22 protein-coding genes and 1 tRNA gene are annotated in these 22,833 nt (G+C 64.4%); 19 read left to right on the forward strand and 4 right to left on the reverse strand.

From position 1 onward, the window contains the following. Positions 1 to 121: 121 nt before the first annotated feature. Genes RAMLITH_RS23145 through cysM form a run of 3 tightly spaced genes read right to left on the reverse strand, consistent with a single transcriptional unit; the run spans position 122 to position 1,810 of the window. Positions 122 to 349 (reverse strand): sulfurtransferase TusA family protein, encoded by a 228-nt coding sequence (locus RAMLITH_RS23145; protein WP_168109828.1) that lies wholly within the window; start codon positions 347 to 349, stop codon positions 122 to 124. Between the two features lie 20 nt (positions 350 to 369). Further along, the gene (locus tag RAMLITH_RS23150) at positions 370 to 900 is read right to left on the reverse strand and encodes an NUDIX domain-containing protein (protein ID WP_168109829.1); all 531 of its coding nucleotides are present in this window, start codon (positions 898 to 900) and stop codon (positions 370 to 372) included. 7 nt (positions 901 to 907) lie between these two features. Beyond that, positions 908 to 1,810, reverse strand: coding sequence for a cysteine synthase CysM (gene cysM, locus RAMLITH_RS23155; RefSeq protein ID WP_168109830.1), 903 nt, complete (start codon positions 1,808 to 1,810; stop codon positions 908 to 910). A gap of 58 nt (positions 1,811 to 1,868) precedes the next feature. Between cysM and RAMLITH_RS23160 the strand changes: the two genes are divergently transcribed. Both RAMLITH_RS23160 and RAMLITH_RS23165 read left to right on the forward strand, forming a co-directional pair. Further along, positions 1,869 to 1,953: transfer RNA gene (locus RAMLITH_RS23160), tRNA-Leu, on the forward strand. A 59-nt stretch (positions 1,954 to 2,012) separates the two neighbouring features. Next, on the forward strand, positions 2,013 to 2,909 hold the full coding sequence (locus RAMLITH_RS23165) for a methyltransferase domain-containing protein (protein WP_168109831.1): 897 nt from the start codon (positions 2,013 to 2,015) through the stop codon (positions 2,907 to 2,909). Between the two features lie 55 nt (positions 2,910 to 2,964). On the opposite strand, the gene RAMLITH_RS23170 is transcribed toward RAMLITH_RS23165, so the two are convergent. Continuing rightward, positions 2,965 to 3,534: a hypothetical protein gene (locus RAMLITH_RS23170; protein WP_168109832.1), complete on the reverse strand. Its 570-nt coding sequence runs from the start codon at positions 3,532 to 3,534 to the stop codon at positions 2,965 to 2,967. A 218-nt stretch (positions 3,535 to 3,752) separates the two neighbouring features. On the opposite strand from RAMLITH_RS23170, the gene RAMLITH_RS23175 reads away from it, so the two are divergent. From RAMLITH_RS23175 to RAMLITH_RS23255, 17 genes are all read left to right on the forward strand, one after another. Beyond that, positions 3,753 to 5,915 carry a YjbH domain-containing protein gene (locus RAMLITH_RS23175; protein WP_168109833.1) on the forward strand — a complete coding sequence of 721 codons (2,163 nt, stop codon included), beginning with the start codon at positions 3,753 to 3,755 and terminating at the stop codon, positions 5,913 to 5,915. Positions 5,916 to 6,046: 131 nt separating this feature from the next. After that, a complete protein-coding gene (locus tag RAMLITH_RS23180; protein WP_168109834.1) occupies positions 6,047 to 7,210 on the forward strand; it encodes a polysaccharide biosynthesis/export family protein in 1,164 nt (387 codons plus the stop codon). Next, positions 7,207 to 7,638, forward strand: coding sequence for a low molecular weight protein-tyrosine-phosphatase (locus RAMLITH_RS23185; protein ID WP_168109835.1), 432 nt, complete (start codon positions 7,207 to 7,209; stop codon positions 7,636 to 7,638). Before RAMLITH_RS23180 ends, RAMLITH_RS23185 begins: the two co-directional genes overlap by 4 nt. Before the next feature lie 11 nt (positions 7,639 to 7,649). Further along, positions 7,650 to 9,911, forward strand: a complete 2,262-nt coding sequence (locus RAMLITH_RS23190) for a polysaccharide biosynthesis tyrosine autokinase (RefSeq protein WP_168109836.1) — start codon at positions 7,650 to 7,652, stop codon at positions 9,909 to 9,911. Positions 9,912 to 10,009: 98 nt separating this feature from the next. Continuing rightward, on the forward strand, positions 10,010 to 10,414 hold the full coding sequence (locus RAMLITH_RS23195) for a MarR family EPS-associated transcriptional regulator (protein ID WP_238344355.1): 405 nt from the start codon (positions 10,010 to 10,012) through the stop codon (positions 10,412 to 10,414). Continuing rightward, complete coding sequence (tviB, locus tag RAMLITH_RS23200; RefSeq protein WP_168109837.1) at positions 10,414 to 11,691, forward strand: Vi polysaccharide biosynthesis UDP-N-acetylglucosamine C-6 dehydrogenase TviB; 1,278 nt, start codon at positions 10,414 to 10,416, stop codon at positions 11,689 to 11,691. Before RAMLITH_RS23195 ends, tviB begins: the two co-directional genes overlap by 1 nt. A 32-nt stretch (positions 11,692 to 11,723) precedes the next feature. Beyond that, entirely contained in the window at positions 11,724 to 12,830 is a 1,107-nt protein-coding gene (locus RAMLITH_RS23205; RefSeq protein WP_168109838.1) for an NAD-dependent epimerase/dehydratase family protein, read from the forward strand. Beyond that, a complete protein-coding gene (locus RAMLITH_RS23210) occupies positions 12,827 to 14,971 on the forward strand; it encodes a Gfo/Idh/MocA family oxidoreductase (protein WP_168109839.1) in 2,145 nt (714 codons plus the stop codon). Before RAMLITH_RS23205 ends, RAMLITH_RS23210 begins: the two co-directional genes overlap by 4 nt. A gap of 61 nt (positions 14,972 to 15,032) precedes the next feature. Continuing rightward, on the forward strand, positions 15,033 to 16,163 hold the full coding sequence (locus RAMLITH_RS23215; RefSeq protein WP_181956481.1) for a DegT/DnrJ/EryC1/StrS family aminotransferase: 1,131 nt from the start codon (positions 15,033 to 15,035) through the stop codon (positions 16,161 to 16,163). 7 nt (positions 16,164 to 16,170) lie between these two features. Continuing rightward, positions 16,171 to 16,680: an acyltransferase gene (locus RAMLITH_RS23220; protein ID WP_168109840.1), complete on the forward strand. Its 510-nt coding sequence runs from the start codon at positions 16,171 to 16,173 to the stop codon at positions 16,678 to 16,680. Beyond that, complete coding sequence (locus RAMLITH_RS23225) at positions 16,677 to 17,630, forward strand: Gfo/Idh/MocA family protein (RefSeq protein ID WP_168109841.1); 954 nt, start codon at positions 16,677 to 16,679, stop codon at positions 17,628 to 17,630. Before RAMLITH_RS23220 ends, RAMLITH_RS23225 begins: the two co-directional genes overlap by 4 nt. After that, positions 17,627 to 18,604, forward strand: coding sequence for a dTDP-glucose 4,6-dehydratase (locus tag RAMLITH_RS23230; protein ID WP_337786199.1), 978 nt, complete (start codon positions 17,627 to 17,629; stop codon positions 18,602 to 18,604). Before RAMLITH_RS23225 ends, RAMLITH_RS23230 begins: the two co-directional genes overlap by 4 nt. Further along, on the forward strand, positions 18,601 to 19,689 hold the full coding sequence (locus RAMLITH_RS23235; protein ID WP_168109842.1) for a DegT/DnrJ/EryC1/StrS family aminotransferase: 1,089 nt from the start codon (positions 18,601 to 18,603) through the stop codon (positions 19,687 to 19,689). The genes RAMLITH_RS23230 and RAMLITH_RS23235 overlap by 4 nt, the downstream gene beginning before the upstream one ends. After that, positions 19,686 to 20,306, forward strand: a complete 621-nt coding sequence (locus RAMLITH_RS23240) for an LbetaH domain-containing protein (RefSeq protein ID WP_202883324.1) — start codon at positions 19,686 to 19,688, stop codon at positions 20,304 to 20,306. Before RAMLITH_RS23235 ends, RAMLITH_RS23240 begins: the two co-directional genes overlap by 4 nt. Beyond that, on the forward strand, positions 20,303 to 20,923 hold the full coding sequence (gene hisH / locus RAMLITH_RS23245; RefSeq protein WP_168109843.1) for an imidazole glycerol phosphate synthase subunit HisH: 621 nt from the start codon (positions 20,303 to 20,305) through the stop codon (positions 20,921 to 20,923). The genes RAMLITH_RS23240 and hisH overlap by 4 nt, the downstream gene beginning before the upstream one ends. Next, positions 20,920 to 21,690: an AglZ/HisF2 family acetamidino modification protein gene (locus RAMLITH_RS23250; protein ID WP_238344356.1), complete on the forward strand. Its 771-nt coding sequence runs from the start codon at positions 20,920 to 20,922 to the stop codon at positions 21,688 to 21,690. The genes hisH and RAMLITH_RS23250 overlap by 4 nt, the downstream gene beginning before the upstream one ends. Beyond that, positions 21,687 to 22,826, forward strand: coding sequence for an N-acetyl sugar amidotransferase (locus tag RAMLITH_RS23255; RefSeq protein ID WP_168109844.1), 1,140 nt, complete (start codon positions 21,687 to 21,689; stop codon positions 22,824 to 22,826). Before RAMLITH_RS23250 ends, RAMLITH_RS23255 begins: the two co-directional genes overlap by 4 nt. Positions 22,827 to 22,833: the final 7 nt, after the last annotated feature.

A 22,833-nucleotide genomic window follows, 5' to 3' on the forward strand; every position in this document is an offset into this window, starting at 1 on the left:
CTGCGGTCTACAGGTTTGTAGCGGGGCATGGCATCGGCAGGGGCGGCGATGCCTGGTCAACGTTTAACTAGTCAGAAACGCTGACCGGCCGGCGAACCTCCGCGGGAGTTTTTGCACAGCCTCAACGCCGCCTCAACACATGGACGAAATCCACGCCGGCGGTCGTCTGCTCCACCAGCTCGTTGCCCGTCTGCTTCGCGAACGCCTGGAAGTCGCGCACCGACCCGGCGTCGGTGGACACCACCTTCAGCGTCTGGCCGCTCTTCAACTCGGCCAGCGCCTTCTTGGCCTTGAGGATGGGCAGCGGGCAATTCAGCCCGCGGGTGTCGATTTCCTTGTCGATGTTCATCGCCGTTCCATTTTGCACCGTCAGTCGCGGCGCACGCTGTCCATGAACTGCGGCTCCACGCCGCGGCTGCGCAGCCAGTCGGCCAGCGCCCGGCCGGTGCCGGCCGGCCAGCACCTGACCTTCTCGTACTCGAACAGCCGCCAGTCCACCAGCTCCGGCGACAGCCGCACCTCGCCCTCGGCCACCGCGTGGTACGCGATGATCACCTGGTTCATCCGCTGGAAGTCGTACACGCCGATCAGATTCAGCTCGCGCACGTCGAGGTTGGTCTCTTCCTTCACCTCGCGCGCCACGCCTTCGGCCGGCGTCTCGCCCGCCTCCATGAAGCCGGTGATCAGCGCGTACATCTTGTTGGTCCACGCCGCGTTGCGCGCCAGCAGGATCCGGTCCTGGTACTGGATCACCGCGGCCAGCACCGGCGTCGGATTGTTCCAGTGCGTCCAGCCGCAGCCGGCGCAGCGCAGGCGCTCCTTCGGCCCGCCGTCCTCCACCTGCGACAGCATGCGCAGCGGCGCCGCGCAGCAAGGGCAGAACTTGTAGTCGGTGGTCACCGTCGCATCATGCCGGGAAGACACCGGTCGACAAGTAGCGGTCTCCCCTATCGCACACCACGAACGCGATCGTCGCGTGCTCCACCTGCTTCGCGATCTCCATCGCCACCCAGCAGGCGCCGGCCGCCGAGATGCCGCCGAAGATGCCTTCCTCGCGCGCCAGCCGCCGGCACATCTCCTCGGCGTCTTCCTGGCTCACCAGCACCGTCTCGTCCACCGTGCTCGGGTCGTAGATGCGCGGCAGGTATTCCTGGGGCCACTTGCGAATGCCGGGGATGCGCGAGCCTTCCTTCGGTTGCGCGCCGATGATGCGGATCTCCGGGTTCTTCTCCTTCAGGAACCGCGACACGCCGGTGATCGTCCCGGTGGTTCCCATCGCGCTGACGAAGTGCGTGATCCGGCCCTGGGTGTCGTCCCACAGCTCCGGCCCCGTGGTCTCGTAGTGGATGCGGGGGTTGTCCTCGTTGGCGAACTGGTCCAGCACCCGGCCCTTGCCGTCGCGCTGCATGTTCTCGGCCAGGTCGCGCGCGTATTCCATGCCGCCGCTCTTGGGCGTGAGCAGCAGCTCGGCGCCGAACGCCTTCATCGTCTGCGCCCGCTCCACCGACAGGTCCTCCGGCATGATCAGCACCATGCGGTAGCCCTTGATCGCCGCGGCCATCGCCAGCGCGATGCCGGTGTTGCCCGAAGTCGCCTCGATCAGCGTGTCGCCCGGCTTGATCTCGCCGCGCTCCTCGGCTCGCTTGATCATCGACAGCGCCGGCCGGTCCTTCACCGAGCCGGCCGGGTTGTTGCCCTCCAGCTTGCCCAGGATCACGTTGCCGCGCTGCCGGTTCTCGGCCGCGCCTATGCGCTGCAGCGCCACCAGCGGCGTCCGGCCGATGGCGTCTTCGATGGTCGGGTAGGTCATGGGGGTGACTATAATTCGCGGCTCCCCTCCCCCCAGGCGGAGAGGTGAATTTGGCGCAGCCTCGGTGGCGAAATCGGTAGACGCGCGGGACTCAAAATCCCGTTTCGCAAGAAGTGTCGGTTCGAGTCCGACCCGAGGCACCATCCTCCGAACCCATGCGTTCCCTGGCGCCGCAAGCGCGCGGCTGGCACACTCCGGGCCCATGGGTTACGTCGAAAAGATCAGGCGGCACGGCCTCGCGGGGTCGCTGCGCATCGGCCGGGAGATGCTGCGCCGAAAGACGGCTCCGCTCCACTGGCGGCTCTGGAAAGCCCCCGCGTACCGCAACCCCACCGACGACGAACTGGTCCGCATCGAGCGGGACCTGGCCGGGCTGGGCGTCGAGGTGCACGACTACTCACCGTCGCCCGAGGCCTTCCGCGCCTTCATGGCCGGCGACTGGTTCCCGCCCGACTATCACGGCGGCCGTGACGGCGGCGTCTGGCACGAGAAGCTGCTGGAGCACTGGATCGCCAGCCAGATGCTCGGCCTCGAAGGCTTCGGCGGCGACGACGTCTACGTCGACGTGGCGGCCTGCGGCTCGCCCTGGGCCCGCAGCCTGCGCGAGCGCCGGCGCCTGCAGGCCTTTGCCATCGACCTGGCCGTGCAGCCTGAATTCAGCGCCCTGCCTTACTACCGCGAGGAGGACGCGACTGCCACCGCCTTCGCCGACGCGTCGGTCGGCGGCGCCTCCTTGCACTGCGCCTACGAGATGTTCGAGGGCGACAGCGACACGCGCTTCATCCGCGAAGCCGCGCGCATCCTCAGGCCCGGCGGCCGCATCGTGATCGTGCCGCTGTACATGCACACGCACCACTGCACGTACTCGACACCCGAGTACTGGGGCAAGGGCCGCGGCGACCCGGGCGCCACCGAATACCTGCAAAGGGCGTACTTCGGCGTTCCCGCGTCACGCAAGTACGACGCCCCGGCGCTCAAGCGCCGCGTGCTGGACCCGGCCACCAGTTGCGGGCTGCGCTATACGCTGCACGCGCTGCGCGACAAGCCGCGCTTCGGGCCGGGCATCTACTGCCACTTCATCCTCGAGATCGTCAAGTAAAAGGCAAACGGCCCGCCGAAGCGGGCCGTTTGCGCTGACCAAGAGATCGCCAGTATCAGCCGGTCACCGGCGTCAGGGTCACGGTGCCGACGCTGTTGCCGTTGAGCACCAGTTGCCCGCCGGGGTTCACCTGAACCGTGACGGACTGGCCGCTCGACACTGCGCTGCCGAGCGCCAGCGCCACGCTGCGGCTCGCCGCCACGCCGGTGGCCTGCAGGCCGGCAGTGTTCACGTTGATGTTGCAGGGATTGACGGTGACGACGGCGCCCTGCGCGAGCCTGGACCCGGCGGGGAAGGTGGATGCCGTCACCGTGAAGATGCACGACCCGAAGGTAGTCGTGCCCGTGGCCGTGCCACCTTCGGCAACGATCGAGAACGCCGGCGTCGTCGAAGTGTCCGTGAACGCCAAGGTCGTCGTGCCCGTCGTCCCCAGTTCGGGCACACCCGCGGTGAAGGTGAACGGAACGTCCTCGACGGCAGCAACCGTGGTGGGCGCCGCCGCAACGTTGACCTGCGGGGGCGCCACCAGCACCGGCGGCGGCTCGCCACCACCACCGCCACCACCGCAGCCCGTGAGCGCGACTGCCGTGAAAACACTCAGGAGAAGCGCGGTTGTCTTGTTCATTGATGTCCCTTTCAGAGAGGTCCTACCGTCGGCGCAGATTACAACAAAGAGTACGGAGTGTAAATAAAAGCGAAGCGGTTTCGACACGCCTCTCATAGAATTGCCGAGCTTATCCGCGTCATCTCCTCTAGTGAGTTGGTGAATTTACCGAGCCTCGTCCAGCACGCCGCCTACGCATGATGCGATTCCCGACCACTCTCACTGCCGCCGTTCTAGCAATGTGGTCCGCCGCGGCAGCGGCACAAGTCACGACACTGACGCAGGCAGGCTACACTGGGCTAGGGATAACCCCCAACGCGCACCTGCTCGACTGGGGCCGCGCCGAAGCGACATACGACCGTCAGCTGCCGGGCCTGGCGCGCGCGACCGGCCACAACTTCGTCTTCGGTTTCGGCCTCCTGCCCAACCTGGAAATCTCCGGGCGGCTGGCGACCAACAGCATCCACCGCAACTGCTTTACCGAAGGTTGCGGCACGCGGGATCTCTCCGCGTCGGGCAAGTTCGCCATCGGCCTCGATGCGGCCAATCGCTTCCACATCGCTGCCGGCGCCACCGACCTGGGCGGTGCGGCCACCAACTTCCGAACGTACTACGGGGTGCTGACGTACCACGAGGGGCCATTCGAAGCCAGCGCGGGCGTCGCGCGCCGCAGCGGCGCGCGCGCCACGGCCATGTCCCCGTTGCACGGCCCATTCGCCGCAGCCGCGTGGCAGCCACTGCCGTGGGTGCGCGGGCAGATCGAGTACGCCGACGGCAATGCCTGGGCCGGCGTGCGCCTGTTCGCCCCCGACTCCTGGCTGCCCGAGGGCTGGAAAGCCTATGTCGGCAGCAACCACCGGCTCAACGACAACAACCTCACGCGCCGCGCCTGGTTGAGCGCGGGCCTCTCGATCCCGCTCTACAAGGTGCCCGCCCTTCCCGGCGCCGGAGCCAAGGGCCCGCTACCGGCGCTCACGGGTGCGCAGCGGCCGCTGCCCGCCTACGAAGCGCGCGCCTTGCCGCCATCGCAGGCAACGACGCCAGGCCACGCCACGACGACGCCGGCGGTCCCCTCCCCCGTGCCGCCCATGCCGCCGACCGACACCGACCTGGAGCGGCTCGCCTCCGCCTTGCAGGACAAGGGCCTGGAAGACATCTCCGTCGGCCGCATGCCGGACGGGTCCATCGCGGTGCGCGCCAACAACGGCACCTACAACTGGAACTCCGTCGACGCGCTCGGCGTCGCCCTCGGCGCCGTGGCCCGCACCTTGGCCGACACCAGGACCGCCTACCGCCTGATCCTCACGCAGCGCCAGACGCCGCTGGTGGCCGTCACCGGCCAGAGCGACTGCCTGCGCGACTGGATCGCCAACGAAGGCGCGGCCTGCGCCGCCGGCCAGCTCTCCACGCCCGGCACCGGCGCCCTGGAGCCGCTGCACGACGGCGTCGCGTGGATCGTTCGCAACCGGCAACCGGCGTGGCAAAGACTGCGAGTCACCGTGGGGCCGGTGCTGCAGACCAGCATAGGCACCGAATTCGGCGCCCTCGACTATTCGGCGGGCGTCAACATCGGCCTGCAACTGCCGCTGTGGGACGGCGCCAGCGTGGAGTGGCGCCGCAACGTGCCGCTGGCGCAAAGCCGCGACTACGAGGCCGACGGCGTGTTCGGCACGTGGCGCATCCGGTCGGAGACCGAACGCCTGGCCCTGACCCAGACCCTGCGCCTGCCGATGGAGCGCTGGCTCGCCCCCGGCGGCGACGTCAAGGCGAGACGCTGGGGCCTTGCCGGCGTGACGGCACAGGCCAGCGTGGGCCGCTTCGGCAGCCACTTCGACGGGCTGCACGGCGCCGTGCGCTGGGAGCCGGGCGAAGGCCGACACCGCCTCACCGCCGAGACCGGCTGGATGCGCAACGACCGGTTCGATTCGGGGCTGCCCAACGTCGGCCCGCGCACGGCCAGGCCGCTGCTGGCGAGCTACCGCTACAACGTGGCGCCGACGCGAACCTGGCTGGAAGCCAGTGCCGGCCAGTTCTTCTACAACGACCGCGGCATCCAGCTCGGCCTGCGCCAGTGGTTCAGCGACGTCTCGGTACGCGCCTACTACAAGCGCACCAGCTTCGAGGGCGCGCCCACCCGCCAGTTCGTCGGCCTGGAGCTGTCGGTGCCGATCGGACCGCGGCGCGAAGCCACCGTCGGGCGTCACTTGCAGGTGGGCGGCACGCCCCGCTTTGCCCACGCCAAGGAAACGCTAGTGCGCGACCCCAGCAAGAACAACGCCGTGCGCCCGGGCTTCGGCCTGCCGGCGCCGGCGCCCTCCCTGGACGCGACCTTCAACTCCGACCGCGCGGGGCTCGTCTACTTCGAAGACAACATCCGCCGCATCCGCGATGCAGCCCGGTGACAACAGGACGGTACCAGCTGCGCAGGTGTGCACGTCCGAGCTGTGCCATCGGGGCAAGCACGCTGGAAACACCCGGCCAGTCCCTATAGAGTTTGCCATCAGTGCACATGCGTAATACATCCAAAGACTTCATGCACACACCGGGACTCATTGCCGTCCGCCGCCTGATCGGCCCCTTGCTGGCAGCGCTGCTGGTGCAGGGCTGCGCCGTCGTCACGGCACCCGGCTTCGACTACGCCGACCCGAAGCAGCGCACCAGCGTGACGCTGGGGCAATACGTGCCGGCCGACCCCAACAGCCCGCCGCAAGGCGTCATCACGCAAATCACGCCGGCGCTGGTGCAGGCGCAGGCGCAGAGCCAGCCGCGCGGCATCCCGGCCGAGGTGCAGGCGCTTTTCGCGGACCCCAAGCCATACACCATCGGCCCCAGCGACGTGATCGGCATCGTCGTGTACGACCATCCCGAGCTGTTGCAGAGCAATGCGGCCGTCATCAGCCAGGGCGTCGATCCGACCGGCATCAGTTCCGCGCCAGGATTCATCGTCGGGGCGGATGGCCAGATCACCTTCCCCTATGTGGGCCGACTGAAGGTGGAAGGCCTGACCGAGATCGAGGCCTCGGAGCTACTGGCGAAACGGCTCACGCGAGTTATCAAGGACCCCCAGGTCACCGTCCGCATCCAGTCCTTTCGCAGCCGCCGAGCCTATGTGGAAGGCGAAGTTCGCACACCCGGCACCCAGATCTTCACCGACGTGCCGATGACGCTGCCGGAGGCGATCAACCGCGCCGGTGGCATCACGCCGACCGGCGACCGCTCGTTCGTCACCCTGACCCGCAACAACCAGACCACCGTCGTCAACCTCATGCAATTGCAGGAGTTGGGCGTCAGCGCCAACCGGATTCTGCTGCAGAACGGCGACCTGGTGACGGTGCGCCATCGCGACGAAAACAAGGTCTACGTGGTGGGCGAGATCGCGAAACCGTCCGCGCTGCCCATGCACAACGGCCGACTCAGCCTCAACCAGGCATTGGGCGAGGCGGGCGGGCCCAACCTCACCACGGCCAACACCGGGCAGATATACGTCATCCGCAACACCGCGCAGGGCTCGCCCGCGGTCTTCCACCTGAACGCCAGCACGCCGAGCGCGCTGGCACTCGCCGACACGTTCTCGCTGCGTCCGAGAGACGTGGTCTACATCGACCCGGTGCCGCTGGTCAACTGGAACCGCATCATCAGCTTGATCCTTCCTTCCGCCCAGGTGCTCAGCACGGGCCGCAGCATCACGAATCCATGAAAGACATCCTGGTCGTCTGCGAAGGCAACATCTGCCGCAGCCCGATGGCCGAGGGCCTCTTGAAGACGGCGTTGCCTCGGCTCAGCGTGCGCTCCGCCGGCCTTGGCGCCTTGATCGGCATGCCCGCCGACGAAACCGCCGTGCGCCTGATGGATGCACGCGGCATCGACATCGCACCGCACCGGGCCGTCCAGATCACTGGGGACATGTGCAAACGCAGCGATCTGGTGCTGGTGATGTCCGCCGACCAGCGGAAGCGCCTGGAGCAGATGTACCCCTTTGCCTGCGGCAAGGTGTTCCGCATCGGCGAATTCGACAAACGCGACGTGCCCGACCCGTATCGGCAGCCCGAAGCTGCTTTCCGCGAGGCGCTTCAACTCATCGACAGCGGGGTCCATGCATGGCTCCAGCGCATCCACAAGATCTGACCAGCCACGCCATGAACGCACGCACGCCTTTGCACAACCAGTTGAACCAGACGGCGCTGCCGGCGCCGGTGCCAGTCGAGGATGACGACGAGATAAACCTCGTCGAGTACTGGGACATCCTCGTTGACAACCGGTGGATCGTTTCGGCAATTACCGTTTTGGCCATCGTCATCGGCGGCGCTTATGCCTTCCTAGCGCGGCCGGTATACGAGGCCAACCTGCTGATCCAAGTGGAAGACTCCTCGGGTTCCGCAAAGAGCTTTTTAGGCGAGGCGGCGAGCCTGTTCGACGTCAAGACCCCGGCAGCGGCAGAGATGGAGATCATCCGTTCGCGCATGGTGATCGGGCAGGCGGTGGACAGCACGCTGCTGTACATCGATGCCGGTCCGCACTACCTGCCTCTGGTCGGAAACTGGCTGGCCCGCCGTGCCACCGCCGTGTCTGAACCTGGCTTTTTGGGCATAGGAGGCTACGTAACCGGCGCCGAAACCATTTCGGTGACAGCCTTCGACGTGCCGCAGGGACTGGAAGGCTCGCCCTTTCGCGTGACTGCGCACGGGAATGGGCAGTACGGCCTGTCGCACCCCAACCTGCCCAGCGACCTGCTTGGAAGCGTGGGCGCACCGCTGGTACGGACCACACCCCTTGGCACCGTCTCGCTGCTGGTGAGCAGCATGCAGGGCAAACCCGGCGCGGAATTCAACCTGACGCGGCGCTCGCGGTTGACCGCGATCCGAGGCCTGCAATCCAGTCTGAAGCTTGCCGAACAAGGTCGCCAGTCGGGCGTGATCGACGCCACGCTGCAAGGCGCCGAACCGGAAAAGCTGGCGCTGGTGCTGAACGAGATCGGGCGCCAATATGTGCGTCAGAACGTGGAGCGCAAGGCCGCTGAAGCGCAGAAGATGCTGGCCTTCCTTGACGTGCAACTGCCGCAGTTCAAGAAACAGCTGGACCAGTCCGAAGAAGCCTACAACCAATATCGCAACAAGCAGGGGACGGTGGCGCTGGACGAGGAGGCCAAGCTGATCTTGAGCCGCAGCGTCGACTTGCAGGGCAAGCTGCTCGAGGCCCAGCAAAAGCGGCGCGAACTGGTGTCGCGCTTCATGACGGAGCATCCGGTGGTGAAGACGCTCGATGCGCAGATCGCGGCCTGGAATCGCGAGATCGGCAGCCTCAACGCGCGCGTGCGAGCCATGCCGAGCGTGCAGCAGGACGCTTTGCGCCTCGAGCGCGACGCCAAGGTCAACAACGAGGCGTACCAGAGCCTACGCAACAACGCGCTGCAGCTGCAGTTGATCCGCGAGGGCAAGGTAGGTAACGTCCGCCTGATCGACGAAGCGACAGTGCCGGAACAGGCGGTGAAACCGAAACGCTCCCTCGTGCTGGCTCTTGCCGCAATGCTGGGGCTATTGAGCGGGGTCGTGGTAGCTTTAGCCCGCAACGCTTTGTTCCGTGGGATTCGCAATCCGCAGGAGATCGAGGCTCACACCGGACTCGGCGTCTACAGCACCATCCCTTTGAGCGCGGAACAAGAGGCGTTGACCAAGCTTGCTCTCGCGAGGCAGCCCGGCCAGCACTTGCTCGCCCTACTCTCTCCGAGCGACCCAGCGGTAGAAAGCCTGCGCAGCTTACGCACCGCCTTGCAGTTTGCGATGCTGGAAGCTCCCAACAATCGCGTGTTGATCACCGGGGCGACGCCAGGTGTGGGCAAGAGCTTTGTCTCGGCCAACTTTGCGGCGCTTCTCGCGAGCGCAGGCAAGCGCGTGCTGCTGATCGACGCCGACCTGCGCAAGGGCCACCTCAACCACTTCTTTGGCACCCAGCGAGAGCGCGGCCTGTCGGAAGTCGTCGCCGGCAGCCTGCAAGCCTCGGCAGTTATCCGGCGCGGCCTGGTGCCAAACCTGGATGTGCTCACCACAGGCGTGTTGCCGCCCAATCCGGCCGAGCTGATGATGAGTGCGGCGTTCGCCAACGTGCTCGACGAACTCTCGCCACAGTATGACTTGGTGATCGTGGACACGCCGCCGGTGCTGGTCGCCGCTGACACGCTGGGCATGGCGGCCCAAGTCGGCACGGTCTTGCTGGTGGCGCGCGCGGGACAAACCCAGATCGGAGAGTTGCACGAGAGCGCTAAACGCCTGGCTCACGCGGGTAAGACTGTTAGCGGCGTGCTGTTCAATGCAATGGATATGAGCCGCCGCCACTACGGCAGCTACGGTTACAAGTACGGTGGCTACAGGTACCGCCAGTACAGCTACCAAGGGCCGAGGTAGGCCCCGTCGACCGGGAAAACGGTTGGCAGCACCGCCGCCCAGACGGCGACGCTTACGTCTTGTCACCGATCGGGTCGGGACCGTACAATGTTCGTTCAATGATTGAACAGGCCTCACCAGACCGAATGACCTCAAGGGAACAGGCTCACTTGTCCATCCTGAAAGTCATCGCCGCCGAGCCCGGCATCAGCCAGCGGCAACTGGCGCAGCGGCTGGGCGTGAGCTTGGGCAAGACCAATTACCTGCTGAAAGCGCTCCTGGAAAAAGGCCATCTCAAAGCCGGCAACTTCCGGCGCAGCGACAACAAACTCGGCTACCTATACCTGCTCACCCCCGAAGGCGTGAAGGCGAAGGTCAGCCTGACGCGCGCCTATCTCATGCGTAAGGAAGCCGAATACGTTGCGCTCAAGGGTGAAATCGACGCAATGCGAACCGAGCTCTCACGCCAGGACGCTGCCAGTACCGGGGAATTTCTTAACGACCGCTCGAGAGTGAAGGGCTAATGAACCTCACCGAGAAGAAGATCGCCGTCATCGGGTTGGGCTACGTCGGCCTTCCGCTGGCCGTCGAGTTCGGCAGACAACGCCCGGTCGTGGGATTCGACATCCATGCAAAGCGCATCGCTGAATTGCGGTCAGGCTGGGACGGCACCCTGGAAGTCGGCACGGAAGACCTCAAGGCTGCGCGCGAGCTGACGTTCACGAGCGATCCGCAAGCGCTTAGATCTTGTGGCATCTTCATCGTCACCGTCCCCACACCGGTCGACCGGGCCAACCGGCCAGAGATGACGCCTCTGATCAAAGCCAGCGAAACCGTGGGCAAGGTCATGCCCGACGGCGCGGTGGTGATCTACGAATCCACCGTTTACCCCGGTGCCACCGAAGAGGTATGCGTGCCCGTGCTGGAGCGATTCAGTGGCAAGAAATTCAACGTCGACTTCTACTGTGGCTATAGCCCCGAGCGAATCAATCCCGGTGACAAAGAGCACCGCCTGCCGAGCATCCGCAAGATCACCAGCGGCAGCACGCCGGCCGTGGCCGGCGCCGTCACTGCGTTGTACGCTCAGATCATCACTGCGGGCACGCACCAGGCCAGCAGCATCAGGGTGGCCGAAGCGGCCAAGGTGATCGAGAACATCCAGCGCGACGTCAATATCGCGTTGATGAACGAGCTAAGCCTTATCTTCCACAGGCTTGGCATCGACACCTTGGAAGTACTGCAGGCCGCCGGCACCAAGTGGAACTTCCTCCCATTTCGCCCCGGGTTGGTGGGCGGCCACTGCATCGGCGTGGACCCCTACTACCTGACCCACAAGGCCGAGGAGGTCGGCTACTCGCCCCAGGTGATCCTGGCGGGGCGCCGCATCAACGACAACATGGCCGTCCACGTGGCCGACGAAACGATCAAACTGATGCTGCGCAAGAACCTCCCGGTGCTGGGCAGCAAGATCCTGGTACTGGGCCTGACCTTCAAGGAAGACTGTCCCGATCTGCGCAACACGAAGGTGGTGGACATCGTGCGCACCCTCGAACGCTATAACACCCAGGTCGACGTGTTCGACCCATGGGTGGACGGCGCCGAAGCCGAGCACGAATACGGTTTGCAGGTGTTGACGGAGCTGCCGCGCCCCGGCCACTACGCAGCCGTGGTGCTGGCGGTGGCGCACCGCGAATTTTCGGAACTTGGCGCAATTGGCATCAAGGCCTTTGGCCAGCCCGGAGCCGTGCTGTACGACGTGAAGAGCATTCTTCCGCTAGGTGCTGCTGACGGCCGCCTATGATCTCGCGCCCCGTCCATGACCGTGTCCCGCCCATGACCGCGTACGACCGTCTTCTGACCCGTTTGCCGAGCGAGCCCCACACTTGGCTCATCACCGGAGTAGCTGGCTTCATCGGCAGCAACCTGCTGGAAACCTTGCTCAAGCTCGACCAGCGCGTGGTCGGCCTCGACAACTTCGTCACCGGCTATCAACGCAACCTCGATGAGGTGCAAACCCTGGTCACCCCCACTCAGTGGGCCAACTTCGACTCGATCAAGGGCGACATCCGCAATCTCGACGATTGTCACAGAGCATGCGCAGGCGTGGACTTTGTCTTGCATCAAGCTGCGCTGGGGTCAGTGCCGCGGTCGCTGGTCGATCCGATTGCATCTAATGCAACGAACGTCAGCGGTTTTCTGAACGTGCTGATCGCCTCCCGGGAGGCCAAAGTCAAGAGCTTCACGTACGCCGCCAGCAGCAGCACCTACGGTGACCACCCCGACCTCCCAAAAGTAGAAGATAGGATCGGCAAGCCGCTTAGCCCCTACGCTGTGACCAAATATGTGAACGAGCTGTACGCCGAGGTCTTCGCCCGTTGCTACGGCTTCGACTCGATCGGCCTGCGCTACTTCAACGTGTTCGGCCCACGCCAAGACCCCGAAGGCGCCTACGCCGCCGTCATCCCCAAATGGATTGCCAGCATGATCAGGGGTGACCCCGTCTACGTCAACGGAGACGGCGAAACCAGCCGCGACTTCTGCTTTGTGGCCAACGCCGTGCAGGCCAACCTGCTAGCCGCCACAGCCGCTTCCGTTCCATGCATGCCTGGGGAGGATAGCGCCTCCCCCCTCAACCAAGTCTACAACGTAGCGGCGGGTGAGCGCACCACCCTCAACAACTTGTATACCGAACTTCACCGCAACCTGCTCCCTCGGCACCCGCACCTGCAGGGCACTCAGCCCCTTCACCGAGGTTTTCGTGCCGGTGACGTACGCCACAGTCAGGCCGACGTCAGCAAGGCACAGCGCCTGCTAGGCTATTTGCCTACTCACCGGTTAGCCGAAGGGATCGCCAAGACCATACCGTGGTATGCAGTGGGGTCCCAGCGCAAGGCACCAGCGAGCAGGATCGTGACGGATCTTGAGGGTGTCCGGCAGTGAAACAGGTCATGGTCAGCGGCGGTGCAGTCCGGCTAAACGAAGTCCCGGTTCCGCTGGCCGAGCCTGGCACCGTCTTGATCGCGATGGATCATTCCTGTATCTCGATCGGAACCGAGATGTCCGGGATCAGGGCTAGCGGAGTTCCGCTGTGGAAGCGTGCGCTGCGGCAACCGCAGAACGTAAAGACGGCCTTCGAGATCGCGGTTGCTGATGGCCCGGCCGCCTTCCGGCGGATCGTCCACGACCAGTTGTCACTGGAATCGCCGATTGGATATTCTGGTGCTGGTGTCATTATTGAGGTTGGCGATGGTGTGGAGGACTTCGCCCGGGGCGACCGCGTTGCCTGCGCAGGCGCTCAATGCGCCTTCCACGCCGAGGTCGTGCGCGTCCCCAAGAACCTTGTGGTGCGGATTCCGGATAACGTGGGGTTCGAGGCGGCTTCCTCCGTCGCACTCGGTGCAATTGCCCTTCAGGGTATCCGCCGCGCGGCGCCCACGCTCGGCGAAACGTTCGTCGTACTCGGTCTGGGCATCCTCGGTCAGCTGACGGCGCAGCTGCTACGCGCCAACGGATGCCGCGTCATCGGTGTGGACCTCGACCGCGAGCGCATCGCCCTCGCGGAGAGCCAGGGGATGAACTGGGGCGTGCACCCGGACGACGGCGAAGACGTGCTACAGGTCGCCCGTATCACTGGCGGCACGGGAGCGGACGGCGTCATCATTACCGCCGCCAGTCCTTCCGACGCCATCGTTTCCACCGCCTTCCGCATGTGCCGTCGCAAGGCGAGAGTCGTGCTGGTTGGCGACGTCGGACTAGCTCTGCAGCGCGCGGACTTCTACGCAAAGGAACTCGATTTCCTAATCTCCACATCGTATGGCCCGGGCCGCTACGACACTGGCTACGAGGAGACCGGCCTCGACTATCCACTGGCCTACGTACGCTGGACCGAGGGGCGCAATATGTCGGAGTATTTGCGCTTGATCGCGGACGGCACTCTAGACTTAAAGGCGCTAATTACTGCGGTCCACCCGCTGGCAGACATCGCGGCCGCGTATCGCTCCTTGCAGGGCGGCGCCGACCGACCGCTCATGGTGCTTCTGTCGTATTCACGCGCCGAGCAAGCGCCGGCGCGCCGGGTCAACCTCGCACCTCTCGCGGCCACCTCGGACGCGCGGGTCGTTCGCGTCGCGCTGGTAGGTGCCGGCGGTTTTGCCAAAAGCATGCACCTTCCTAATCTCGCGAGGCTCAAGGGCGACTTCCACCTGCGCGCGGTGGTCAGCCGCAGCGGTCACAACGCTGCATATATGGGCAAGCGCTATGGTGCCGACTACTGCACCACGGATTTCCGTGAAGTGCTTGCAGACAAAAATATCGATGCGGTGATCATCACAACACGCCACGACTTGCATGGGCGCATGGCACTGGAGGCGTTGCAAGCCGGCAAGCACGTCCTAGTCGAAAAGCCGCTTGCACTGCGCGAGTCCGAGCTGGCCGCAATCGTAGATTTCTATGGCAACGACCGGTCCGCCCGGCCCATCCTCCTCACCGGGTTCAACCGCCGTTTCTCACCGTACGCGCAGCGCATTGGGGCATTGGTGGCCGGCCGGAGCAACCCGATGATCATCAACTATCGGATGAACGCGGGCTATATTCCGCTTGACCACTGGGTGCACGGGCCCGAGGGCGGTGGCCGCAACCGCGGCGAGGCCTGCCACATCTACGACCTATTCACATTCCTCACGGGCGCCAAGGTCAGTCAAGTCCACGCCCTATCTATCAGACCCGCGACCGCCTATTACGCGGCCAGCGACAACTTCGTCGCCACGCTTTCCTTTGAGGACGGCTCCGTCGCCACTCTTACCTACACCGCGCTCGGTTGCACGGACCATCCCAAGGAGCGAATGGAAGTCTTCGTCGATGGCTTGGTCATCTCGCTGCACGACTACCGCAGCCTGGAGGTCGCGGGGGTTAGGCAGAAGCCGCTGGCCACACGCGCAACCGCCAAGGGCCAGAGCGAAGAGCTGGTAGCGTTCGCGCGCAGCATTCGGGGCGAGGCCGGGTGGCCGATTGCGCTGTGGCAGCAGTTGCAGGCCACGCAACTCAGCTTCGAGGTGGACCGCCTGCTGGGACAACCTAACTGATAACCACTGGCATTCCACTGCGACGTTGCCGATGATCTTTTTTAGGAACCTGGACCCCGCCATGGAGAATCCAATCAAAGTCCCGTTCATCGACCTCAAGCGCTATGAGAGCGGTTTCCTCGAGACGCTCAATGCGACGTTAGCTGCCATGGCGGCGAACGCGCAGTTCATCGGCGGACCGGAGATCCCGCGCCTCGAATCGCGCCTGAGCCACTTCGCCGGTGTGTCCCACGCGGTGACCTGCGCCAACGGCACGGACGCACTGCAGCTCGCGCTACGCGCTCTGGACGTCGGACGCGGGGATACGGTTCTCGTGCCAGACGTCACGTTCTGGGCAACGCTTGAGGCCGTGGTTAACGTGGGGGCAAACCCCGTCACCGTTGACGCGGACATCGCCGACGGCGGCGTAGCCTTTGACGCCTTGGCCGACGGCATCGTCCGCTTCGGGCCTAAGGCGGTCATCATTGCACACCTATACGGATGGGGCAGCAGCCGCCTCGACGACATCCGCGCACTCTGCGTGGAAAAGAAAGTGGCGCTGCTTGAAGACGGCGCGCAATGCTTCGGGGCCGAGTACCGGGGCAAACCCGCCTATACGGGGGCACTGATCTCTACGACCTCTTTCTACCCGGCCAAGGTGCTGGGCGGCGCTGGCGACGGCGGCGCAGTGTTCACGGACGATGCCGAGCTCGCGGAGCGGGTGCGACGCCTAGGCAACCACGGCCGGACGGCGCACTATGGCTACGGCGACATCGGATGGAATTCGCGCCTGGATTCCCTGCAGGCCGCCTTTCTCAACCTGAGCCTTGACCACATCGGCACACGCATCGCATCGCGCCGGGCATCGGCAGCCCTTTACCGCGAGCGGCTTCCCTCCCTCGGCATTGAGGTAATGGCGCCGCCGGCCGACTACACCGAGAACGGGTACTGCAACGTGTGCCTGATTCGGGACCCGGAGCGGAAGGCGGCCCTCGAGGCGGCGTTTCGGGCCGCCGGCGTCGGCTTCGGCAACATCTACCCGGGCGTAATGTCGCAACAGCCGGGCGCGCAAGGCGTCAGCAAGGGACATTGCGGCGGGAATGTTGGAGAGACGTTGTGCGCCTCGGTTCTAAACCTGCCGTTGTTTTCGTACATGACGACCGGCGAAATCCAACGTGTGCTGGACGTGGCTGCCAGCGCGCTCCGGAAGTGAGGCCAAAATGACCAGCAACGTGTTCGTCCACCCGACCGCAAACGTGTCGCCGCAGGCGCACATCGGCACCGGGACCAAGGTGTGGATCAATGTTCAGATCCGCGAGGAGGCTCATATCGGCGCGGGCTGCATCCTGTCGAAGGACGTCTATGTCGACCATTCGGTGAAAATCGGCGACCGCTGCAAGATCCAGAACAGTGTGTCGGTCTATCATGGCGTCGAGATCGGCAACGACGTCTTCGTCGGCCCGAACGTGGTCTTTACCAACGACCGGGTGCCGCGTGCCTTCAACGCCGACTGGAAGATCACCTCGACCCGCATCGCCCACGGCGCAAGCCTCGGGGCGAATTGCACCATCGTCTGCGGCGTCACGGTCGGCGAGTACGCCATGGTAGCCGCGGGCAGCGTGGTGACCCGCGACGTGCCGCCCTACACCCTGGTGATGGGTAACCCGGCTCGTGCCGTCGCTAAGGTAGACAAGGCCGGCAACCGGCTGCCGGCAGGGGAACCGCAATGAAGGCGCCGCTGAAAGTGAGCTTGGTCGGCGTGGGCCGCATGGGTCAGAACCACCTGCGTGTGCTGTCGATGCTGAAAGGGGTGGAGCTGACTTTCCTCGCCGATGTGGACGAAGCGCTCGCCCAGCGGCTGGCGGCGGCATACGGCGTGCCGGGCGGGGGTCATCCGGCTGCCGCGCTCGACGGCGCGGACGCGGTGATCATCTGCACTCCAACTATGACCCACGCCGAGTACATCCGCATGGCGGCGAAGAAAGTCCGCAACATCTTCGTCGAAAAGCCGATGGCCGGCACCCTTGCTGAGGCTGAAGCGATCGCGGCCATCGCAGCCCGCCAGGAACTGAACCTGCAGGTCGGCTTCATCGAGCGCTTCAACCCGGCCGTGCTTGGGTTGAAGTCAATCATCGACAAGGCGCAGCGGGTGATCAGCATCGACTTCACGCGAACCAATAAACTGAGCGCCCGGATCACTGATGTGGACGTGGTGACCGACCTGATGGTCCACGACATCGACCTCGCCCTGTACCTGAACGGCCCGGCGAAATCCGTGGTGGCCCACGGCTTCGCTCGGGAGAGCATGATCGACTTCGCCTCGGCCCTGATCACCCACGACAACGGCCGCTTCTCTCGCATTCAGGCCAGCCGAGTCACCGACAAGAAGGTGCGCCTGATCGAGGCAACCTGCCTCGACATGTTTGTAGACTGCGAACTGCTGCGCAAGGAAATCATCATCAACCGCCAGTCCGAAATCCGGCAGCGTGAAGGCCAACCTTACACGATCTCCGCCATCCAGGAGACGATTGAGGTGCGGCCCCAGGAGGCCCTGCTGTCCGAGTTGCAGGCGTTCATCGCCAGTTGTCGCGAGGGCGGCAGGGATGGCCTGCCGACGGCCGACGCTGGCTTGGCGGCCATGCGTATCTGCGAGCAAATCCAGCGGGCGGTGGTGGCGTGAGCACTCTGCGGAAGCTGGCAGGCGAGACGGTTCTGGTGACTGGGGGGGCGGGCTTCATCGGTAGCCACCTAGTGGACCGCCTGCTGGCGGAGGGGGCGGCGCACGTGGTCGTGGTCGACAACCTGTTCCTCGGCCGCGAGGAGAATCTCGAGCAGGCCATGTCTACCGGTAGGGTGAGCTTCTACAAGGATGACGCCGAGTTCGTCACGAGCTTGGACTACATCTTCAGCCGGCACCCAATCAATATCGTCTTTAATTGCGCAACCAAGGCACTCAACTACTCCTTCCTGAATCCGGCCAACGCTTTTGGCACTAACGTGACGGTCGCGTTGAACCTGCTGGAGCTGCAGCGCCGGGGCGCCTTCAAGTCCCTTTGCCATTTCTCCACTTCGGAAGTCTATGGCTCGGCTGTCTACGAGCCCATGGACGAACAGCATCCCCGCAATCCGACGACAACCTATGCCGCCGGCAAGGCGGCGGCCGACCTGGCCGTGGAGAGCTATGTGCATATGTTTGGACTGGACGGCCTCATCGTTCGCCCTTTCAACAACTATGGCCCTCGCCAGAACCACCGCGGGCTGCTGGCTGGCGTGATCCCCCTGACCGCATGGCGCATCCTGACGGGCGGCACTCCGGAGATCCACGGCGACGGCAAGCAGAGCCGCGACTTCATCCACGTGTGCGACACGGTCGATGCCGTCATAAAGCTGTTCCGGGTGCTGCCCACTGGCGAATCGGTCAATATTTCCACGGACAACCAAATCGCCATCGGCGAACTGGTGGCGCGCATCGCCGCGATGCTGGGCTATCGCGGAGAGATCGTACGCAAGCCAGCGCGGCAGGCCGACGTGCTGTGTCACAACGCCAGCAACCAAAAGGTGCGCGCACTAATCGACTATTCACTCACCGATTTCCAGTCCGGCCTGCGCGAGACGCTTGACTGGTACGTGAATCGCATCGGGGCCGCAAAATGAGCAACATCCGCTTGATGAAGCCCTATATCAGTTTCGACGATGTCGAACTCGAGTTCCGCAGCATCTTCAACAGCGGCATGTTCACGCGCGGGCCGTACGTCGAGCGCTTCCAGCGTGAACTTGCGGCGTTCACTGGCGCGAAGCACGCGTTCCTCGCGACCTCGGCGACCACTGCACTGTGGGCGTGCCTCAAGCTGCTGGGCATCGGCGCTGGCGACGAAGTTGTTGTGTCCGACTTCTCATTCCCAGCCAGTGCCAACGTCGTCGAAGACCTCGGCGCCATGCCTGTTTTCGGCGATGTTTCACTCACCACCTACAACTTGACAGCCGCAACCCTCGAAGGGCTGATCACACCGCGAACCAAGGCGGTGATCTTCGTCGACGCGCTCGGCAATCCAACCGGCATCTCCGAGATTACGGCGCTGTGCCGAGCGCGCGGCATCCCGCTGATAGAGGACGCCGCGTGCGCGATTGGCAGCAGCGAGAACGGTAAGCGGGTCGGCGGCATCGCGGACCTGTCCTGCTTCAGCTTCCATCCTCGCAAGCTGATCAGCACGGGTGAGGGCGGCGCCATCACCACCGACCGATCCGAGTGGGCGGAATGGCTTCGCGTGAAGCTCGCCCACGGTGCGAAAGGCATGCGTGGGCCGGGCCTGGACTTTCCGGAGTTCGGCTACAACTTCCGCCTGCCCGACCTTCAGGCAGTGATGGGCAGCAAGCAGCTCGCCCGGCTCGACACCGTGATCGACGAGCGAAACGCTACCCGCGAGCGCTACATCGAATTGCTGCGGCCGCTGGGCTTCATCGTCCAGGAGATCGGCCCGGGCGTCCGCTACAACGTGCAGTCGATGGTGTTCACGGTGCCGGAAGGCGTCGCACGCGACAGCCTGATCACCAAACTCAAGGACTCGGGCGTCGAGACGACGTTGGGCACGTACTGCCTGAGCAACAGCACGTATTACGCGAAGAAGTACGGGCAGGTGAACCCCGTCGCCCGCGCACTCGAGGCGAACACCATCACGTTGCCGATGTATTCCGGCGTGGACGTCGACGATGTTGTCGACCGCATCCGGAGGGTCTTGTGAGCGCCAAGGACGAACTGCTGCGGCAGGTTCGAACCCTTTGGGAAGCGGCGGACTTCCGCATCAAGGACGGCGCGCGGCAGCGTAAGCTCCGGCCGGACATCCTACGCCGCGCACTCGGGCTAGTGATGACCGACGACGAACGCGCGGCGTCGCACGGCCTGGACGAGACTTGCCGCATGCGCGAGGGCGCCAAGATCATTTCACCTGAGAAGCTCGAATGCGGCGAATACGTCTGGGTCGGGGAAAACGCCGTGCTCGATGCATCGGGTGGCTTGTCGATCGGTTCGCACACGAGCATCGGCCTGGGCGTGTACATCTGGTCGCATACGAGCCAACTCACAAACCTAACGTTGCAAAATTTCAGCGGCAGCGAGCTGATCGAGCGGAGACCCACGAAGATCGGCTCAGGTGTGTTCATCGCTGGCCCGTCGGTCATCCTGGCGGGCGTGACCATCGGTGACAAGTGCGTGATCGCGCCGCTGACGGTTGTGAATAAGGACATCCCGCCATACTCCGTGGTGAGCGGCAACCCCAGCCGCGTCGTCAAGACGATCAACGAAGACTACATCGCGGCGGAGCGGGGTCGCGTGCTCGGCAAGGCGCAGGCGACGCTATGACGGTCAGCATCGTCGAATATGGCGTAGGCAACGTCGGCTCCGTTCTCAACATGATCAAGCGCGTGGGCGGGACGGCGAAGCCCGTCGGCACGCCCGGGGACCTGCGCGCGGCGACGAAGATTCTGTTGCCCGGCGTGGGCAGCTTCGACGTAGCCATGTCGCGCTTGAAGCAGCAGGGGCTGGACGGGCCGCTCCGCGAGAAGGCAACCGAGGGCGTGCCGCTGCTGGGCATCTGCCTTGGCATGCAGCTGCTCGCAAGTTCCAGTGAGGAAGGCAGGTTGCCCGGCCTCGGTCTCGTGCCGGGTACCGTACGGCGCTTCCGTTTTGAGGATCAACGGGCTGACGTCGGCCTGAAGATCCCGCACATGGGCTGGAACGGCGCGACGGCTGTTCGCGAACACGCGGTCGTGAAGGGCCTGGAGACTGGGGCGCGGTTCTACTTCGTGCATTCGTACCACTACATGCCGGATGATCCGTCGGACGAGCTACTGCGCAGCACCTATGGCTACTCATTCGTCTCTGGCATTCAGCGGCGAAACGTGTTGGGGGTGCAGTTCCACCCCGAAAAGAGCCACAAGTACGGTATGCAGTTGCTGAAGAATTTCGCAGAGCTATGAGCATGCTCGCAAAACGACTGATCCCCTGCCTGCTCATGAGCAATGGTGCACTTCTGAAGACTGTGAAGTTCAAGGAAGCCACGTACGTCGGTGACCCGGTGAACATCATCCGCATCTTCAACCAGAAGGAAGTCGACGAGCTCATGCTGCTCGACATCCACGCCACTAGCAAGGGCACGGGCATCGACTACGCGACCCTCGAGAAGGTGCTCAGCGAATGCTTCATGCCCGTGTGCTACGGTGGCGGCGTGCGCGGCATCGAGGAAATGCGCCGGCTCTACACAATGGGCATCGAGAAGATCTCGCTAGGTGCGGCGGCGTTTGAGGTGCCTGACCTCGTGAAGCGCGCCAGTGACGAGTTCGGCAGCCAAGCAGTGGTTGTCACGCTTGACGTGATGTCCGGCGGCTTCTTCGGCCGCACGTCCGTGCGTGTGCGCAACGCGCAAGACGACACGAAGATGAAGCCCGCTGATGCCGCGCGGCGCTTCGAGCGCGAGGGCGCCGGCGAGATTCTGCTGTACTCGGTGGACCGCGACGGCACCTGGTCCGGAATGGACATCGACCTCATCAAGGAGGTGGCGCATGCCGTCTCCATACCACTCATCGCCACCGGTGGCGCGGGGAAAACCGAACATATCCGCGAGGCGGCGAAGCGAGGCGACGCGTCCGCGGTCGCCATCGGCAGCATGGCCGTCTTCCAGGGCAAGGACCTAGGGGTGCTGGTCAAGTTCCCGTCCCGCCGCGATCAGGAACAACTACTCCAGTGAAAACCGTGGGCCAGATCTGCACTCTTTGCATCTATGACGAAACTGTACCCAACGTGTCGTTCGACCACGAAGGGGTGTGCAACTACTGCCGCCAGATCGAGGGGCTCGAACGCGAGTACCCGACGGGTGCGGAAGGCGCCGCGCGCCTGCAGACGATCGTCGACGAAATCAAGGCCGCCGGCAAGGGGCGCAAGTACGACGCTGTGATCGGCGTGAGCGGCGGGTGCGACTCGTCGTTCCTCGTGCACGAGATGCGTCAAAAGTACGGACTGCGTCTGCTGGCCGCACACTACGACAACACGTGGAACAGCACGATCGCCACCGAGAACATTCATAACGTGCTCGACGCGCTCGACGTCGATCTGTTCACGATCGTAGTCGACAACAAAGAGTACGACGACATCTACCGATCCTTCTTCAAGGCGGGCGTGAAGGACGTTGACTGCCCCACGGACATCGGCCTCGCGACCACGCTTTACCGCGCCGCCGAGAAGTTTGGCATCAAGTACATGATCGAGGGCCACTCGTTCCGCACGGAGGGTGTGGCGCCCCTGGGCTGGGCTTACATGGACGGCAAATACATCGAGACCGTGCAGAAGGAATTCGGCACCATGCCACTCAAGACTTTTCCGAACCTGTGGCTGAAGGACCAGCTACGCTGGATGATCTTCGGCGGCATCAAGAAGATCCGCCCACTGTACTACATCGACTATGACAAGGAAGCGGCGAAGACGCTGCTCGCCGAGACGTACGGTTGGCAGTGGTACGGTGGTCACCACCTGGAAAACCGCTTCACCGCGTTTGTCCATAGCTACTTTTTCCCACGCCGCTGGGACACCGACTTCCGCATCGCGGGCTATTCTGCGTACTGCCGCAATGGCTGGATGTCGCGCGAGGACGCGCTCGAGCTCATGAAGCAGCCGCCCTTCATCGAGGACGACCTAGTCGACTTAGTGAAGAAGCGCCTAGGCTTCTCCGACACGGAGTTCGAGCACCTGATGAACCTGCCGCGCAAGACATACAAGGACTACCGCACTTACAAGAAGACGTTCGAGCGCCTGCGCCCGCTCTTCTGGCTGCTGTACCGCATGGATCTGGTGCCCAAGAGCTTCTACATCAAGTACACGGCGAAGTAGCCGCCAG

This window comes from Ramlibacter lithotrophicus, from assembly GCF_012184415.1.
Classification (GTDB): Bacteria; Pseudomonadota; Gammaproteobacteria; order Burkholderiales; family Burkholderiaceae_C; genus Ramlibacter; species Ramlibacter lithotrophicus.

Bases quoted from the DNA above. Each gene is read 5' to 3' on its own strand.
- RAMLITH_RS23145 (WP_168109828.1), bottom strand. From the start codon at position 349: ATGAACATCGACAAGGAAATCGACACCCGCGGGCTGAATTGCCCGCTG.
- cysM (WP_168109830.1), bottom strand. From the start codon at position 1,810: ATGACCTACCCGACCATCGAAGACGCCATCGGCCGGACGCCGCTGGTG.
- RAMLITH_RS23165 (WP_168109831.1), top strand. From the start codon at position 2,013: ATGGGTTACGTCGAAAAGATCAGGCGGCACGGCCTCGCGGGGTCGCTG.
- RAMLITH_RS23170 (WP_168109832.1), bottom strand. From the start codon at position 3,534: ATGAACAAGACAACCGCGCTTCTCCTGAGTGTTTTCACGGCAGTCGCG.
- RAMLITH_RS23175 (WP_168109833.1), top strand. From the start codon at position 3,753: ATGTGGTCCGCCGCGGCAGCGGCACAAGTCACGACACTGACGCAGGCA.
- RAMLITH_RS23180 (WP_168109834.1), top strand. From the start codon at position 6,047: ATGCACACACCGGGACTCATTGCCGTCCGCCGCCTGATCGGCCCCTTG.
- RAMLITH_RS23185 (WP_168109835.1), top strand. From the start codon at position 7,207: ATGAAAGACATCCTGGTCGTCTGCGAAGGCAACATCTGCCGCAGCCCG.
- RAMLITH_RS23190 (WP_168109836.1), top strand. From the start codon at position 7,650: ATGAACGCACGCACGCCTTTGCACAACCAGTTGAACCAGACGGCGCTG.
- RAMLITH_RS23195 (WP_238344355.1), top strand. From the start codon at position 10,010: ATGATTGAACAGGCCTCACCAGACCGAATGACCTCAAGGGAACAGGCT.
- tviB (WP_168109837.1), top strand. From the start codon at position 10,414: ATGAACCTCACCGAGAAGAAGATCGCCGTCATCGGGTTGGGCTACGTC.
- RAMLITH_RS23205 (WP_168109838.1), top strand. From the start codon at position 11,724: ATGACCGCGTACGACCGTCTTCTGACCCGTTTGCCGAGCGAGCCCCAC.
- RAMLITH_RS23215 (WP_181956481.1), top strand. From the start codon at position 15,033: ATGGAGAATCCAATCAAAGTCCCGTTCATCGACCTCAAGCGCTATGAG.
- RAMLITH_RS23220 (WP_168109840.1), top strand. From the start codon at position 16,171: ATGACCAGCAACGTGTTCGTCCACCCGACCGCAAACGTGTCGCCGCAG.
- RAMLITH_RS23225 (WP_168109841.1), top strand. From the start codon at position 16,677: ATGAAGGCGCCGCTGAAAGTGAGCTTGGTCGGCGTGGGCCGCATGGGT.
- RAMLITH_RS23235 (WP_168109842.1), top strand. From the start codon at position 18,601: ATGAGCAACATCCGCTTGATGAAGCCCTATATCAGTTTCGACGATGTC.
- hisH (WP_168109843.1), top strand. From the start codon at position 20,303: ATGACGGTCAGCATCGTCGAATATGGCGTAGGCAACGTCGGCTCCGTT.
- RAMLITH_RS23250 (WP_238344356.1), top strand. From the start codon at position 20,920: ATGAGCATGCTCGCAAAACGACTGATCCCCTGCCTGCTCATGAGCAAT.